Source organism: Hoeflea sp. YIM 152468 (assembly GCF_029210485.1).
Classification (GTDB): domain Bacteria; phylum Pseudomonadota; class Alphaproteobacteria; order Rhizobiales; family Rhizobiaceae; genus Hoeflea.
Genome location: NZ_JARGET010000003.1, coordinates 164,663 through 180,940 on the forward strand (window position 1 = coordinate 164,663; position 16,278 = coordinate 180,940).

At 60.3% G+C, this 16,278-nt stretch carries 13 protein-coding genes; 4 read left to right on the forward strand and 9 right to left on the reverse strand.

Annotated elements, in window-relative coordinates; all coding sequences use genetic code 11:
• Window positions 1-12 precede the first annotated feature (12 nt).
• Window positions 13-2,013 carry a beta-galactosidase gene (locus PZ897_RS01075; RefSeq protein WP_275749075.1) on the forward strand — a complete coding sequence of 667 codons (2,001 nt, stop codon included), beginning with the start codon at window positions 13-15 and terminating at the stop codon, window positions 2,011-2,013.
• Here the strand turns inward: PZ897_RS01075 and PZ897_RS01080 are convergent.
• From PZ897_RS01080 to PZ897_RS01090, 3 genes are all read right to left on the reverse strand, one after another.
• Window positions 2,010-4,067, reverse strand: a complete 2,058-nt coding sequence (locus tag PZ897_RS01080; protein ID WP_275749077.1) for an NADH:flavin oxidoreductase — start codon at window positions 4,065-4,067, stop codon at window positions 2,010-2,012. The two genes, PZ897_RS01075 and PZ897_RS01080, sit on opposite strands and share 4 nt — an antisense overlap.
• A 64-nt stretch (window positions 4,068-4,131) precedes the next feature.
• Window positions 4,132-4,572, reverse strand: coding sequence for a hypothetical protein (locus PZ897_RS01085; RefSeq protein WP_275749078.1), 441 nt, complete (start codon window positions 4,570-4,572; stop codon window positions 4,132-4,134).
• Between the two features lie 29 nt (window positions 4,573-4,601).
• The gene (locus PZ897_RS01090; RefSeq protein ID WP_275749079.1) at window positions 4,602-6,173 is read right to left on the reverse strand and encodes a trimethylamine methyltransferase family protein; all 1,572 of its coding nucleotides are present in this window, start codon (window positions 6,171-6,173) and stop codon (window positions 4,602-4,604) included.
• Between the two features lie 85 nt (window positions 6,174-6,258).
• Here PZ897_RS01090 and PZ897_RS01095 point away from each other — a divergent pair, with 85 nt between their 5' ends.
• On the forward strand, window positions 6,259-7,206 hold the full coding sequence (locus PZ897_RS01095) for a LysR substrate-binding domain-containing protein (RefSeq protein ID WP_275749081.1): 948 nt from the start codon (window positions 6,259-6,261) through the stop codon (window positions 7,204-7,206).
• Here PZ897_RS01095 and PZ897_RS01100 read toward each other — a convergent pair.
• Both PZ897_RS01100 and PZ897_RS01105 read right to left on the reverse strand, forming a co-directional pair.
• Entirely contained in the window at window positions 7,166-8,533 is a 1,368-nt protein-coding gene (locus tag PZ897_RS01100) for an EAL domain-containing protein (RefSeq protein ID WP_275749307.1), read from the reverse strand. The genes PZ897_RS01095 and PZ897_RS01100 overlap by 41 nt on opposite strands.
• Before the next feature lie 126 nt (window positions 8,534-8,659).
• Window positions 8,660-10,378 carry a response regulator gene (locus PZ897_RS01105; protein WP_275749082.1) on the reverse strand — a complete coding sequence of 573 codons (1,719 nt, stop codon included), beginning with the start codon at window positions 10,376-10,378 and terminating at the stop codon, window positions 8,660-8,662.
• Window positions 10,379-10,696: 318 nt separating this feature from the next.
• Between PZ897_RS01105 and mutL the strand changes: the two genes are divergently transcribed.
• Window positions 10,697-12,541, forward strand: coding sequence for a DNA mismatch repair endonuclease MutL (mutL, locus tag PZ897_RS01110; RefSeq protein WP_275749084.1), 1,845 nt, complete (start codon window positions 10,697-10,699; stop codon window positions 12,539-12,541).
• 95 nt (window positions 12,542-12,636) lie between these two features.
• Window positions 12,637-12,864 (forward strand): DUF2093 domain-containing protein, encoded by a 228-nt coding sequence (locus PZ897_RS01115; protein ID WP_275749086.1) that lies wholly within the window; start codon window positions 12,637-12,639, stop codon window positions 12,862-12,864.
• Window position 12,865: 1 nt separating this feature from the next.
• Here the strand turns inward: PZ897_RS01115 and lpxK are convergent, their stop codons facing one another.
• From lpxK to PZ897_RS01135, 4 genes are read right to left on the reverse strand one after another with little or no spacing between them, the layout of a single operon-like run.
• Entirely contained in the window at window positions 12,866-13,894 is a 1,029-nt protein-coding gene (lpxK, locus tag PZ897_RS01120) for a tetraacyldisaccharide 4'-kinase (RefSeq protein WP_275749087.1), read from the reverse strand.
• Entirely contained in the window at window positions 13,888-15,231 is a 1,344-nt protein-coding gene (gene waaA, locus PZ897_RS01125; RefSeq protein WP_275749088.1) for a lipid IV(A) 3-deoxy-D-manno-octulosonic acid transferase, read from the reverse strand. Before waaA ends, lpxK begins: the two co-directional genes overlap by 7 nt.
• Window positions 15,228-15,995 carry a lysophospholipid acyltransferase family protein gene (locus PZ897_RS01130; protein WP_275749089.1) on the reverse strand — a complete coding sequence of 256 codons (768 nt, stop codon included), beginning with the start codon at window positions 15,993-15,995 and terminating at the stop codon, window positions 15,228-15,230. Before PZ897_RS01130 ends, waaA begins: the two co-directional genes overlap by 4 nt.
• Window positions 15,996-16,014: 19 nt before the next feature.
• Complete coding sequence (locus PZ897_RS01135) at window positions 16,015-16,263, reverse strand: DUF4170 domain-containing protein (RefSeq protein WP_275749090.1); 249 nt, start codon at window positions 16,261-16,263, stop codon at window positions 16,015-16,017.
• Window positions 16,264-16,278 lie beyond the last annotated feature (15 nt).

The following is a 16,278-nucleotide window of genomic DNA, read 5'->3' on the forward strand; positions in this document are numbered from 1 at the left end:
GAGTAGACCTGTATGACGCGTACGCTCGGAGTTTGTTATTACCCTGAACATTGGCCTGAAGACCGATGGGCGGACGATGCCGCGCGGATGGCAAGACTCGGACTGACCCATGTCCGCATTGGCGAATTCGCCTGGTCGCGGCTGGAGCCCAAGCGCGGCGCCTATGATTTCGACTGGCTGCGCCGCGCCATCGATACCCTGCATGCGGCTGGGCTGAAGGTGGTTCTGGGCACGCCAACCGCAACACCGCCAAAGTGGCTGGTGGACGAAATGCCTGATATGCTGCCCGTGGGCGCTGACGGGATGGTCCGGAAATTCGGCTCGCGCCGCCATTATGACTTTTCCCATGACGGATACCTCGAGGAATGCAAACGCATAACGCTGGCGCTGGCAAAAGCCTTTGGCGCGCATCCCGGCGTAAGCGCCTGGCAAACCGACAATGAGTATGATTGTCACAACACCACGCTCTCCTACTCCGCGGCTGCCCAATCCGGCTTTCGCGCATGGCTTCAGCGGAAGTACCAGTCTCCGGATGCGCTCAACCGGGCCTGGGGCAATGTGTTTTGGTCGATGGAAGTGGCCGAGTTTGATGAGATCGAGCTGCCCAACCTGACAGTGACCGAGGCCAATCCGGCCCATGCAATGGATTTCCGCCGCTTTGCATCCGAGATGGTGGTGCGCTTCAACCGCGCGCAAGCCGATATCATTCGAACCCATTCGCCGGGCCGCGATGTGATTCATAATTTCATGGGCCGGACGTTGGCTTTCGATCATTTCGATGTTGGCGCTGATCTGGACATCTCCAGCTGGGATTCCTATCCGCTCGGCTTTCTCGAAGACCGTTCGGACCAGAATGATGATTGGAAGCGGCAGTTCGCCCGTGCCGGCGACCCAGATTTCCAGGCCTTCCACCATGATCTCTACCGCGCCACCTCAAGGGGCCGCTGGTGGGTGATGGAGCAGCAGCCGGGACCGGTGAACTGGGCGCCGCACAACCCGGCGCCGCGCGATGGCATGGTGCGATTGTGGAGCTGGGAAGCCTTTGCCCACGGGGCAGAGACCGTCAGCTATTTTCGCTGGCGGCAGGCGCCGTTCGCGCAGGAACAGATGCATGCGGGTTTGCTCAGGCCGGATTCAGCCGAAGCGGAAGGTTTTGCGGAGGTGGCCCGGGTTGCCCGCGAGATGCATGATCTTGAAGGAAAACTGGACGACAAAACCGGACGTGCGGAAGTGGCGATCGTTTTCGATTACGCCTCATCCTGGGCGTGGGAAATTCAGCCGCAGGGGCGCGAGTTCGACTATTTCCGGCTTGTTTTCGAGTTTTACCGGACCATGCGGCGGCTGGGTCTCTCGGTCGACATCGTCCCGGCGAGCGCACCTGATCTTGAGGGATACAGGATAATCGCGATCCCCGGTCTTTTTACGTGGACACCAGCGCTGATCGCTGCAATCCGCGCCCATCAGGGCTTTACGCTGATCGGCCCCCGGTCCGGGTCCAAGACCGCCGACTTCGCAATTCCCGCCGCATTGGCTCCGGCGCTGCCCAAGGATATTGTGGATGTTGAGGTCAGCCGGGTGGAATCGTTGCGGCAGGATTCGCCGGTCCATCTCGCGGAAGGCGGTTCTTTTCAGTACTGGCGTGAGTTCCTTGAGGCGGGATCCGGCACCGAAACCATCCTGACCGCCGAGGACGGTGTGCCGGGGATGGTTGCGCAGGACAAGCACCGGTACCTGGGCGGCTGGCCTGACCAGAGCCTGCTTTACGACATCATCCTGCGGCTGGCCGACCATGCCGGGCTGGCGATCAAGGAGCTGCCCGACGGCGTGCGTTTGCGACGACACGGCGATCATGTCTTCGCGTTCAATTATGGCGCGACTGCCTTCGATCTCTCGGTGCTGGGCTGGACAGGAACACCGCTGCTTGGAGACCTGATTCTTCAACCCTCCGGCGTCGCCGTCATGCCTGTGTCCCGAGCCGGTTGCCAAACCCACGATCCCCGCGAGCACTCCTAAATATCCTTCATCAGCCGGAGCGCATCGTAAATTGCTGCGTGGGTGTTTCTTGCGGCCACTGCATCGCCGATGCGGAACAGCTGGAAGCCTCCGGTTCCGCCTTCCGCAGACAGCCCGCCGGTCAGCATCTGCGGCTTGCCGGCGATAAATGCCTCATAATCAACCTGCCCCAGATTGCTTGAGTGCGGCTTGAGCTCGAAATAGAGTTCATCGAGCGGCAAGGTGCCATGATTGATGACGATCTGGTCGAAGTGACGCTCCTTGGCGAGAGGCATGTAATCGCTGCCGATCACGGCTTTGAGGCGATTGCCGTCGCGCTCGACCGAGGTCAGACGGTAGGTGACCGTGAAGGTGACATCCTTGTCCTGCAATGCGCGCATGTAAGGCACCAGGTTCATCGCCATCACATCCGGTGCGAAGCTGCGGTCGGGTGTCATGATCTCGACCGATGCTCCGGCCTTCGCCGCCACTTCGGCGGCCTGCAGCCCGGCGTGATCACCCGCATCATCATAGACCAGCACGGTCTTGCCCGGCTTGATGTCGCCTGAAATCAGATCCCAGCTGGACACCACCAGCTCGTTGCCGGTTTCCAGTACCTCGGTGTGTGGCAAGCCGCCGGTGGCGATGATCACCACATCGGGATTTTCAGCGATGACGTCTTCGGCTTCGGCCCAGCTGTTGAAGCGAAACTCGACGTCGCGCGCCGCGCATTGGGCCATGCGCCATTCGATGATGCCGATCATTTCCTTGCGGCGCGGGTTCTGCGCGGTCAGCCGGATCTGGCCGCCGGGGTCGGGTTGCGCTTCGATCACCGTGACCTTGTGGCCGCGCTCGGCCGCAACGCGCGCAGCCTCGAGCCCGGCGGGTCCGGCCCCCACGATCACGATCCGCTTTCGTGTTTCCGCCAGAGCAATCGTGTGCGGCATGGTCAGTTCGCGACCGGTGGCCGGATTGTGGATGCACAGCGCGTCACCGGCCTGGTAGATCCGGTCGAGGCAGTAGGTTGCACCGACGCAGGGGCGGATATCGTGCTCCCGGCCTTCCATGATCTTCCTGACCAGATGCGGATCGGCCATGTGGGCGCGGGTCATGCCGACCATGTCGAGCTTGCCATCGGCGATGGCATGACGCGCGGTGGCGACATCGGGAATGCGGGCAGCATGAAAGGTCGGCATGCCAACCTCGGCGCGAATCCGGCCTGCAAAATCGAGATGCGGCGCCGATTTCATCCCCTGCACCGGGATCACGTCGGTCATCGCCGGATCGGTGTGGATCTGACCGCGGATGACATTGAGAAAATCGACGTGGCCTGACGCTTTGAACAAATGGCCGATGGCGACGCCCTCGTCTTCGCTGATGCCGCCATTGGCGGTCTCGTCGGCCGTGTACCGCACCCCGACCAGAAGCTTGTCACCAACGCGCGCCTTGATCGCAGCAACCACATCGAGGGCGAAACGGGCGCGGTTTTCAAGACTGCCGCCATAAGCGCCGTCCAGTTCATTGGTCAGCGGGGACATGAACTGGTCCATGAGATGGCCATAGCATTCAAGCTCGACACCATCGAGACCGGCGGCGGCCATGCGTTCGGCGGCATCGGCATAATCCGCGATCACCCGGGCAATATCCCAGTCTTCCATCTTCTTGGGGAAAGCTCTGTGTGCCGGTTCGCGCTGATGGCTGGGCGAGATCGCGGGCAACCAGTCGCCCTTGTTCCAATGGGTGCGGCGTCCGAGATGGGTGAGCTGGATCATCACCGCGCAGCCATGCTCATGGCACTCGTCGGTGAGCTGCTTCATCCAGCCGACAACCTCGTCCTTGTAGGCGAGCACATTGTTGAAAACCGGCGGGCTGTCTTTCGATACCGCCGCAGAGCCTGCCGTCATGGTCATGGCGATGCCGGCTCTGGCCCGCTCGACATGATACGCGCGGTAGCGGTCCTTGGGCATGCCGTCTTCCGGATAGGCCGGTTCATGACTGGTGGTCATGATGCGGTTTTTCAGCGTCAGATGCTTGAGCTTGTAGGGTTGCAGCAGCGGATCGTTGACTTGCGCCATGGAAGACGGCTCCTCGTGATTGGACCGCCCGGGGAAATCAGACCAATTCCCCGACGGTGTCAGTTCATTGGCAGCTCATGGCCGAGACCCGCCAGTCATTGGTTCTGGACGCGATGTCGGAAACCTGCCATCCGGCAGCATTGTGCGAAAGCGTCCATTGCACCTCGGTGGGCTGGCCGAAATTGTCAAAATGCGCGGCCACTGTGGCCACCTCGCCGTCGACGGTTTCATCCAGTTCGAGGGTCTTGGCGATCTCCGCCGCATCGAAGTCCTGAGCGTCGGCGGCAAAACCGAATTCGATACAATTCGTTTCATCGCGGACCCAGGCTGCATCCGCCGCATTGAGAAATCCGAGCGCCGGCCCGGCGAACCGGTCGCGATGTTGCAGATCGAATTCCGCACCAAGGTTATCATAAAAAAATCGCACTGCATCCGACGGCGCTCCCGCATAGGCAGGTGCAGAAAAAGCGGTGAACAGGGCAAGCAGAGCAACAGACATGCGCATCGAACGAACCCGGTTTGAGGGACCAGGTCTCAATACCATGCGTCGGTCATCCTGGCTTTGGTCTGATCGACAAAATCCAACAATGCCTCGTCGGTTGCCTCATCCATTGGCGGCGCCTGATAATCGTTGAGCATCTGCTTCCAGCGGGCATTGGCCCGCGTGGCCGCATCCGTGCGGCCGGCGGTCTCCCATTTCTCAAAAGGCTCGTTGTCGGCGACCTCTGAATCCCAGAACGCTGTCTGGTAATTTGCCATCGTGTGGGCGCAGCCGAGGAAGTGCTTGCCGACGCCCACCTCGCGAAACGCCTCAAATGCAAGCGCATTGTCGTCAACCACCACACCCGCAAGATAGCTGTGCAGCGCGCCGCAGAAATCCGCATCCATGATGAATTTTTCATAGGACATCGACAACAACCCGTCGAGAAAGCCCGCCGAATGCAGGATGAAGTTGGCGCCGCAATGCACGGCCGACAGCATCGACATTGTGCCTTCGTTCATCGCCTGCGCGTCCGGCAATTTCGAGTTGGAAAAATTGCCTGCGCAGCGTAACGGCAGGTTAAGCCGCCGCGCCAGCTGGCCGATCACCATTGACCCAATGGCCGGCTCGGGCGTGCCGAAGGTGGGAGAGCCTGAGCGCAACGACATTGACGAGAGGAAGTTGCCGAAAACCACCGGAGCGCCCTTGCGCTCGAGCTGGGTCAGCGCGCATCCGGCCATGGTTTCAGCCAGCGATTGGGCGAGCGCGCCTGCGGTGGTGACCGGCCCCATGGCGCCGCCCAGAATAAACGGCACAATCACCGCAGCCTGATTGGCGCGGGCATAAGCTCGAAGCACATTGGTCATGGTGCCGTCCCAGACCAGCGGCGAGTTGACGTTGACATTGCCGAGTATGACGCAATTCTGCTCGACAAAATCGCGGCCAAAGACGATGCGGGCCATCTCGATGGAGTCTTCGGCGCGGGTTTCTGCCGTCACCGAGCCCATGAAGCCGCGATCGGAATATTTCAGATGCGCATAGACCATATCCAGATGGCGCTTGTTGACCGGCACGTCGACCGGCTCGCAAATGGTGCCACCGGAATGATGCAGCCAGGGGCTCGATTGCGCCAGCTTGATGAAGTTGCGGAAGTCCTCGATCGTGCCGTAGCGGCGGCCCTTGTCGAGATCCATGACAAAAGGCGAGCCGTAAGCGGGGGCAAACACCACGCTCTTGCCGCCGATCTCGACGCTGTTGGCCGGATTGCGCGCATGCTGGGTAAAACTGGCCGGCGCAGATTTGAGAATTTCGCGCAGCATGCCCGGCTCGAATTTCACCAGCAGGCCGTCGATCTCCGCTCCCGCCTGCTTCCAGTGCTGCAATGCCACCGGGTCATCGCGGAACTCGATGCCAACCTCGGCCAGGATCCGGTCGGCCACAGCTTCGATCTTGAGGAGGCTTTCCTCCCCGAGGATGTCGTAGGTCGGAATATTGCGTAGAATGTAGGGAGCCTTGCGGTGCGGCGGCGCGGTGCCGTGACCGGCACGGCGGCCGTCCCGCCCCCCTGCCCGTTCCCGCCTGCGTCCCGGTGAAGCCTTGGCTTCGATGGTCTCCACAGTTTCCATGGCCTGTCCTCCAAGCCAAAAGTCTAGGCGCATCGGCAACAGATGTAATGCTGGAAAATTCCATGGCTTTGGATAAGGTGAGCTTATGTCAAACCTTCGCCACCTGCTGCCATCCGCCGGCAATCTCGTCGTATTTGAGGCGGCGGGAAGACATGCCAATTTCACCAAGGCCGCGAAGGAGCTGGGCATGACCCAGGCCGCGGTCAGCTATGCGGTCCGGTCGCTGGAAACACAACTCGGAATCTCGCTTTTCACCCGTGCCCACCGGGCCGTATCACTGACCGAGTCCGGCCGGAGATTTCATGCCGATGTGACGCTGGGTCTGAGCCATATCCGCAAGTCGGCCGAAGACATTCGCGCGCGTGGCAGAGCCAACAGCGTCACCCTGGCGGCATCCACGGCCTTCGCATCGATGTGGATGCTGCCACGGCTGCACCGGTTGCGCGATGATCTGCCCGACATCGACCTGCGCATCCAGACCGCTGACCGGGATCTCGACATCCGGACAGAATCCATCGAGCTCGGTGTGCGTGGAGGACGTCCGCAAGACTGGCCGGACTACGACAGCGCGCTGATCGCACCGGAAGTGATCGAAGCTGTTGCCAGTGCCAGCTATATCCAGAAATACGGCATGCCCGGCAGTGTTGCCGAGCTCACGCAGCATCGGCTCATTCATCTGGAAGAACCGTCCCGCAACGCCTGTGACTGGCCCCAATGGCTGGCGAGCGCCAACGTCAACGGAGAGACGGCAAGCCGCGGATTGGCGATCAATGATTACGTTCTGGTCATTCAGGCGGTCATGGAGGGACAAGGCATCGCGCTGGCCTGGCGGCATCTGACCGGCCGGCTGATCCAGACAGGCCTGCTGCAGAAGGTCACCGATCACCGGCTGGAGACCGGAGCAGCGTTTCATGTCATCTGGCCCAAGGGCCGGCCACTTTCCCAGCCGGCGGAACTGGTACTGGGTTGGCTCACCAATGAAGGCCGGGAGATCAGCTTCCCGTCGCAAAGCCCCTTGCAGCCTCTGCCGTAATCTTCCTTTGTGCCTCGATCAGGCTGAAGGTCGTCGCCGCATCGACGGCCTTTCCATAAAGCCACCCCTGCCCGGACTTGCATCCCAACTCGCGCAGCTTGGCGGCCTGCTCTTCGGTTTCAATACCTTCGGCAATGACTTTGAGATCAAGTCCTTCGCACATGGCCAGAATGGCCCGGACGATGTGTTCGGCGGGTTTGTCGATGGTGATTTCGCTGACAAAACTCCGGTCAATCTTGACCTTGTTGAAGGCGAAGTCACGCAGCCGCCCGAGACTGGATTGCCCGGTTCCGAAATCGTCAAGCGACACACGGATTCCAACGCTGGTAAGTTCGGTCACCACCTTGGCCGCGACCTCGGGGTCACTCATCATCGCAGTTTCCGTAATTTCCAGCTCGAGCCGGCGAGGATCCAGCCCGACCCGGTTGATGATTGACAGAACATTGAATGCCGTCGCCGGATCGATCAGCTGCGCCGAGGAGAGGTTGAAAGACAAAAACAGATCGGAAGGCCAGTGCTTGGCTGTTTCGGCGGCCATCTTCAAGAGGGTTTCGGTCAGGGAATCGATGAAGCCGCGCTCCTCCGCGAGCGGAATGAAGTCGGCGGGAGAAATGAAGCCGAGTTCCTTGTCGGTCCAGCGTGCGAGCGCTTCAAACCCCTGAATCGACCCATCGGACAGATCAACGATGGGCTGGAAATGCACCGCCACCTCATCGGCGATGATTGCCCTGCGCAATGCCTGTTCAATCTGGGTGCCACGCCGCATTTCTTCGGCTATTTCTTCGGAATAGACCGTAATCTGGCCACGCCCGCGCCGTTTGGACCGGTACAGCGCGGTATCGGCGCTTTTCAGCAATTCGGCAAACTGCTCACCGGCGAAGGGGTAGACGGCAAAACCGAAAGACGCCGACAAGCGCACGTTGCGATCACCAAGATCATAAGGCGCCGACAAGACGTCCTTGAACATGCGGCCAATTTTTTCCGCACCCTTCTTTTCGAACACCAAGGGCAGGATGAACGCGAATTCATCACTTTCGATGCGTGCGACAAATCCACCGTCGGGCAAACACGCGCGCAGCCTGTGCGCGACCTGACACAGGATCTCGTCGCCGGCAGCATGGCCGAAAAGGTCGTTGATCGGCTTGAAGCCATCAATATTGGCTATGCCGATCGTGAACGGCGCGGGATCGTCCGCACGTTCGGACGCCAGTTTGCGGATCTTGTCCATCAGTCTGCGACGGTTGCCCAGTCCGGTCATGGGGTCTGTGTACGATACCGTTTTGGGATTCACGGACAGTACATCCGTCATTTCATCTTCAATGGTCATCAAGAAAAAGCTTTTCCGCGCGAATGAATGTGTGTCCAGAATGCGGCAGATGTCTTAAAATTGTCCTATAATGGGACCCCGATTAATGGGACCTGAAGAATTTGGCCCCGATTGTAGCAAGAGGATCTACCCCGCTGCCTGCAACCATTGAGGCGCATCGATCCATTTCTCAATCATTCTCTCCAGTTTGTCGGGGCTGACGGGCTTGGACAGATAATCGTCCATTCCGGCAGCAAAACACCGCTCGCGATCTCCAGTCATGGCGTGGGCCGTGACGGCAATGATCGGGACGTGAACCTTTGTGCCCCCCGCCGCGGCTTCTGCATCGCGAATTGCCTGCGTAGCCTGCAAGCCGTTCATCATCGGCATCGAAATATCCATGAGTATGATATCGGGCGCCGCGGCGTGCCAGGCGGCCACCGCCTCATGGCCATTCTCCACAATCCGGAAATCAACGTCCATTGCTTCGAGAACCTGTTCGAAAACGATCTGATTGACATCGTTGTCTTCGGCAACAAGCACCCGGACCCGCTTGCCCATCGGGGAAGCAGGCGGTGCCGGAACAACGGCCAAATCTGGTTCCGCTGTGCCCGGCATCTGGCTTGGTTCGAGACGTGGTGCAGATGAGATTCCCGACACCGATTTCACGGTCCGCGGTTCGGCTTGAACCGTGGTGTCCGGCGGCTCGGAATGGCGCTGCTCATGGGCGTGTTTGCGATCGCCCTGCGGAGCCGGGAGGGTTTTGCCGTCAATGGCGCCGGCCAGTTGTGCCGATAGTTCGACATCATCAATGACCAGATTCATGGCGTTTGCTGCGTCGAGGAAGGCTCTGGCTTCTTCTGCGCTCGATACCGTCACCGCGTCAGCACCGTTCAGTTTCAATGCGGCGACGCGCGTATCCGAGCGCTGAGGGTTCTCATCCACAACCAGAACCCGGCGCTGGGCCTTGGGCTGGCCGGTTGAATTGCCGGGCCGGTCACGCCGCTCCACCGCCGAGACCACGGCGGCATCGTGCGCCGGACGGCGGACAAGATCGACAGTCGCAGCTTTGGGAACATCAGGATCCTCTTCAAGCAAGATGGTGACAAAATAGTTTCCGGGGACTCCCGACCGGTGCATGCGCGTGACAACGGGCATTACAGTTCCGTCAGCCTGGAAGATTTCACTCTTGGCTCGATAGGGAATACCAGTCTCAAGCACGTTCCTTTCGAGTGTTTCGTACTGGGCCGCCAGTTCCGGCCCGACAAGGTTGCCGGCAGTAAGTCCAATCACCTGATTTGGCTTCATTCCAGGAATGCGGCAGAAGGCCTTGTTGACGATTACGTATCGAAGTTCGGCATCCTTGACGATGACGGGGTGGGGAAGATCGTCCAGAACAAGCTGGGAAAGCTCAGCCTTTTGCTGGGTCAGTGCAAACTCCGCCTCCTTGTGCTTCTGTTCGGTAACGTCCTCTATCATCGAGATCAGAAGGCCATCGGGCATGCGCCGTTTCCGGAGCCGCACCCAGCGACCATCGGCAAGTTTTTCCACACTTTCAGAACGTTCGCGCCAATGCACCGCTATGCGCTCAGCGATCCAGTCCTCACGCGTTATCGCGCGTGGCCGTCCGTTCAGCGCCCCCATGGCACCGGCGCCAGCGTCATACATCGCTCCGAGAAAGTCCCTCAGCCGGGTGCCCGGTGCCATCAGTTTCGCGGGAACATCAAACATGCGGGACATGCCCGAACTCACGCCAATCACCGTGTCGTCCCGGTCAAAGACCAGGATGGTGACATCGAGCGTCGACGCCAATGCTTCAATGGTTCTGGCGTCGCACTCAAAACGCAGCTGATCGGTTTCACTCAACGCCATATTTCCTTGACTCAACTTCCACTTCAAAGCCCGCGCCGGCCGGGGTAGCCTGTGCGCACACTCACCCAAAACCTGCGCAATCGCCAAGTCTGGATGGCAACCACTCGCTGCAATCGCGCCACAGCGGGCCAATTGTGACTATCGCAGCCGAGAGTTAAGTGCTGATTAACCACGTCTGCGGCGGGGCCGTTTTCATGCCGTGAAGACGACGGCGCACCGGGAAGCCTGCCGGTGGTGTGGCCGAACGGACTTTTCCTGCGCCAATTTGCCTCCACTCATTGCGTTCAGTCCCGAATCCCTCAACATGGCATCATGCGTGTCCACCAATTGCCAGAAACCCTGATCAACCAAATTGCCGCCGGTGAAGTCATCGAGCGGCCGGCCAGCGTTGTCAAAGAACTGGTCGAAAACGCCCTGGATGCCGGTGCCCGGAGGATCGAGATCGCCACGGCGGCAGGCGGCAAGACGCTGATCCGTGTCATCGATGACGGTCGCGGCATGGATGCCGAGGATCTGTCGCTCGCCGTGCGCCGTCACTGCACGTCGAAAATCGATCAACGGCTTGACGACATCCGCACGTTGGGGTTTCGCGGCGAGGCGCTGCCGTCCATCGGCTCCGTCGCGCGTCTGTCGATCCGGTCGCGCCCGCAGGATGCGCCGCACGCCAATGAGGTATCCCTGGCTGGGGGTGTGCCGGTGCCACTCAAGCCGGCGGCGGCCAATCCGGGAACGACCGTGGAAGTGCGGGACCTCTTCTTCGCGACACCGGCGCGGCTGAAATTTCTCAAATCCGACCGAGCCGAAACCGCAGCGATTACGGAGCTGGTGCGCCGTATCGCCATCGCATTTCCTTCTGTGCGCTTTACCCTGTCGGGTCCGGATCGCTCAACCCTGGAGCTTGCCGCTACCGGTGACGACCGGCTGGCGCGCATAGCCCAGGTGCTGGGCAAGGAGTTCGCCGCCAACACGATTGCACTTGATGCCCTACGGGACGATGTCGGCCTGACCGGCTACATCGGCTTGCCGACATGGAACAAGGGGAACTCGCTGGCACAATATGCCTTTGTCAATGGCCGCCCGGTGCAGGACAAACAGATCCTGTCTGCCATTCGCGCCGCCTATTCCGACACATTGCCACGCGGACGCTACCCGGTGGCGGTGCTGTGGATCACGCTCGACCCGGCGCTGGTGGATGTCAATGTCCATCCCGCCAAGGCCGACGTGAGATTTCGGGATCCTGGCCTGGTCAGAGGGCTCATCATCGGAGCCATTCGCCAGTCACTTCTGGCCGAAGGCGACCGCGCCTCGCCATCGGCCGGCGCCGGGCTGGCGCAGGCGTTTCGAAGGCCCGAGACGTTCCACCCGGCTTCAGCCGGCGGTGCGTACCCGACCCAGCCTCGCAACGATGGTTTTGCCAACCGTCTGTCGGGCAATGATTGGCAGGCCGCAACCTCTCCGTCGCGGCCGCTTCATGATCCAGCGGCAGGATTTTCCGATCTGGACCAGCCCGATCTTGCCAGCGCCTCAGCGCCTTCGGCGCGGATGGATGCCGACGAGAGAAGTGACACAGGTGTCGAGCACCCGCTTGGCGCAGTGCGAACCCAGATCCATGAGAATTACATCGTCGCGCAAACCCGTGATGGTCTGGTGATAGTCGATCAGCACGCCGCGCACGAGCGGCTGGTGTTCGAGCGTTTCAAAACAGCGCTGAAAGCGGGCAAGCTAGCCTCGCAGATATTGCTGCTGCCAGAGATTGTCGACCTGCCGGAAGACGATTGCGACCGCCTGGCAGATCGCGCGCAAGAGCTCGCCGAACTGGGGCTGGTGCTTGAACGGTTTGGACCGGGCGCAATCGCTGTGCGCGAAACGCCGTCCATGCTGGGGGAAACAGATGTGGCCGGTCTGGTCCGGGATCTGGCCGACGAAATCGCGGAATGGGACAGTGCTGACGGCTTGCGTGACAGGCTGGAAGCCGTCGCTTCGACAATGGCGTGCCATGGATCGGTCAGATCCGGACGCCGCCTTGTGTCAGAGGAAATGAATGCGCTGTTGCGCGAAATGGAACGGACGCCCGGGTCAGGCCAATGCAATCACGGCCGGCCGACCTATATCGAGTTGAAGCTCGCCGATATTGAAAAGCTGTTCTCACGCCGCTGACACCAGAGCAATTTCCGGCATGCCGGTGGGCAAACTTGCATTTCTCACGTCCAGACGGCATAGAACAGCCATCATCGAAACCGGAGGATTTGCCCATGAACCGTTTTGAAGGCCCCGGCGCACATCCGGCAAAGATTCGGTATCTGGATGGTGATTTCCAGATTCTGCTGCCTGGAAATCATGTGACATGCGCTGTGACAGGCAAGGCGATTCCGATCGAAGAGCTCAAATACTGGAGCGTTGCGCGGCAGGAACCCTATGTCGACGTTCATGCGTCATTTACCGCCGATCAACGCGCCGGCGTGCTTCCCACGCAGTCTTGATCTAGAGGCTCGCGCGGCGGCGCTTGAAAGCAGTTACTGCCGCGTCAATGATCGCATCGGGGGCGTGCGGGCTGTCATAGACCAGATCGATCTCGAGAACCGACGTCTTTTGCAGAAGTTCCTCAGCCCTTCCGCGTCCTGATTTCAGCCGCGCATAATCCTTGGACGTTGTGATCAGATCGAGATTGTACAACTCGGCTTCTGTGAGAAGATCGTCGATCTCGTCATTGGTGAAGGGATGATGATCGGGAAACCTCTGCCGCCGCGCCACCCGCACACCGGCCTTCTCCAGCGTTGCAAAAAACTTGTCCGGATCGCCTATCGCGGCGAAGGCAAGACAGTTGCGAAAGCGGAATTGCGCGGAATTGCGCGGCCGAAAACGCGCCAGATGGATCGGCTTTGCGGCCCTCGCCGACATTCGGACCATCGGGTCAGCGGCTTCGCCTTCACCGACCACAATCAATGCATCCGCGTGACGGATCTGATCAATCACCGGCGCGCGCACCGGACCAGCAGGGAACACGCAGCCATTGCCAATGCCGCGTCGCGCATCGATCACCAGCAGCGCCTGATCGAACACCAGCCAGGCACTCTGAAACCCGTCATCCATGATGATCAGATCAACGCCCTCGCGGACCAGCAGTTCGGCCCCTTCAATGCGGTCAGGCGACACCACCGTCTTGGCCTTGGCAGCAAGAAGCATCGGCTCGTCGCCGACAAGGCGGGCCGTGTCCTTGGCCAGATCCACGATGGTCGCATGTTGCGCCACACCGCCATAGCCACGCGAGAGAAATCCCGGTTTGAGCCCCCGGCGCATGGCTGCTTCAGCGAGAGAAAGCGCTGTAGGGGTCTTGCCGGACCCGCCCACCGTGAGATTGCCGACACAAATCACCGGTGCGGCAACTGCCCGGCGTACCCGGCGGTCCATGATGCGGCGGGCGACCCGGCCGTAAACCCATCCGAAGGGCGATAAAAGCGCCGACTGAACACCCGGTTTCTGCCACCAGAAGGGCGGCGCCTCGCTCACCATTGCCCGCGTCCTCGGGTCTCCGTATTCTCGTTTTCGCGCGGCAGCAGCCGGGCCTTGACCGTCAGCGGATTGATGTAGGGCTCAAGCGCCCGAATGGTGGCCTTGAGAGCGCCGCGCATATCACGCAGAGTCTTGTCGCCGCCCTCGGCCATGGTTAGACGGGCTTGCGGATTTGACATCAGAAAATGCACCGCTTTGGCAAGCATCTCGCCATCGCGAACAAACCGGGCGCCGCCATTCTTGAGCAGCCTTGCATAGCTTTCCCGGAAATTTTCGACATTGCTGCCCGACAGCACCGCACAGCCGAGCATGGCTGGCTCCAGCGGGTTTTGTCCGCCGCCGCCCTTCAACGATTTGCCGACAAAGACGATATCGGTCAGGTTGAGATAAAGCCCCATCTCGCCAATCGTATCGCCGAGATAAACATCCGTCGACGGCTCGATCGACTCGGCGCGTGAGCGACGTGCGACCTTCAATCCACGGGCTGTCAGCATAGCCTCGATGGCATCGGCACGTTCAGGGTGGCGCGGAACCAATATGCTCAGCTGCTTGTGGCGGGGAAGCAGCGCACGATGAACGGCAGCAGCGATTTCATCCTCACCCTCGAAGGTTGATATCGCGGCCCAGGTTGGCCGGTCGCCGATCTGGGTTCTCAGTCTGGCAAGTTCAGCCGAATCCCACGGCGGAGCCATCGTGTCGACCTTGAGGTTACCCGATACCGACACCGGGCGTGCGCCCAGAGCCAAAAATCTCTCCGCATCCAGATCCGATTGAGCCACGACGTGGGAGAGATTTTCGAACATGGCGTCAGCAAAGCTGGGGCGCTTGCTCCACCGCGCAAAGGAACGGTCCGACAGGCGGCCATTGACCAGCACCTGCGGTGTTCTGCGCGCGCCCAGCTCCAGGATGGTCATCGGCCAGATTTCGGATTCGGCGATGATGGCCAGATCGGGTTTCCAGTGATCGAGAAATCTCGACACTGCCGGCTTGAGATCGAGCGGCACATATTGATGAATCACATTGTCGCCGAGCCGTTCGCGCGCAACTCCCGCAGAGGTTACCGTTCCGGTGGTCAAAACGACCGAAATGCCCCGCCGCCGCACTTCCTTGATCAAGGGGACGACGGCAGAGGTTTCGCCGACACTTGCGGCATGGAACCAGACCAGCGGCCCATTCGGCCGCTCGATCTTTGACCGACCGTACCGCTCATTGCGGCGGGAACGCTCTTCCTTGCCCTTTGCGGCACGGATGGCGAGGTAGGGCCCGATCAGGGGATAAATTCCGGCGCCGAACCAGCGATAGCCGACAAGCGCCGCCCGGGCCCAGCCGCGGCTCACGCTTGCACCTCTACGGCGCGCATGGCTTCTTCCGTCACCCGATTGAGTTCCATGGTCACCTTTGCTCTCGCCGCCGCCAACTCTGCTTCGTCAGCATGCCGGGACACCAGTATCGGCTGTGCCAGCCGTACACTGCGCCGGCCAAAAGGCAAGTTGATGGTGGTTTTGTCCCAGGTCGTTTGCATCACGTGGCGACGGCTGGTGGCGAGTGCGACCGGAACAATTGGCCGACCCGATATCTTGGCCAGAGTGACAATGCCCTCGCCTGCCTGACGGGCCTCACCTTTGGAAATATCCGCGATCATCACAACATTGACATTGCGTTTGAGCGCATTGCGCATCGCTATCAGTGCTTTGACGCCGCCCTTTCCGGCAGCCATCTGCGGCTCGCGCCCGCCCGAGCCGCGGATGACTTCGATCCCGGCGCGTTCAAGCACCCGCGCATTGATCTCGGCATCCGTGCTGCGGGAGACCAGCGAGACAAATCTCCGGTCACGAGGGGCTGCGTAGGGAACAAGCAGATGCTGGCCGTGCCAAAGTGCAAAGATGGCGGGCCATTTTCCATCCAGCAGCATCTCCCAGTCCGTCGACGTGCCGTTGTCGCGGTTGTTCCGCCAGATCGTTGCAAGAGTCCATCCGATCAGGGCTGATCCAGCGTTCTGGATCAATTCGGACTGCAAAAGCCTCTTGCTCAGACGCCGCCTGTTCATCTTCCCGCCGAGCCGCTCAAGCCTCGGCGCAATGTCTGCGTCAGGTTTCGTCATCTTGTCTTTCGCCAGTGTCTTATGACGCTGATTTGCTTTCATCATTCGGATCGAGCATCCGGTGCATGTGCACGATGAAATAGCGCATATGCGCGTTGTCAACGGTCATCTGTGCCTTGGATTTCCAAGCCTGATGCGCCGATGCGTAATCGGGAAATATCCCGACGATGTCGAGCGCATCCAGATCGCGGAACGTCATCGACTCGAGGCTTTCGAGTTCACCACCAAAAACAAGGTGCAAGAGTTGTTTCTTTTTGGCATCCACCATCAGGTCACTCCATGA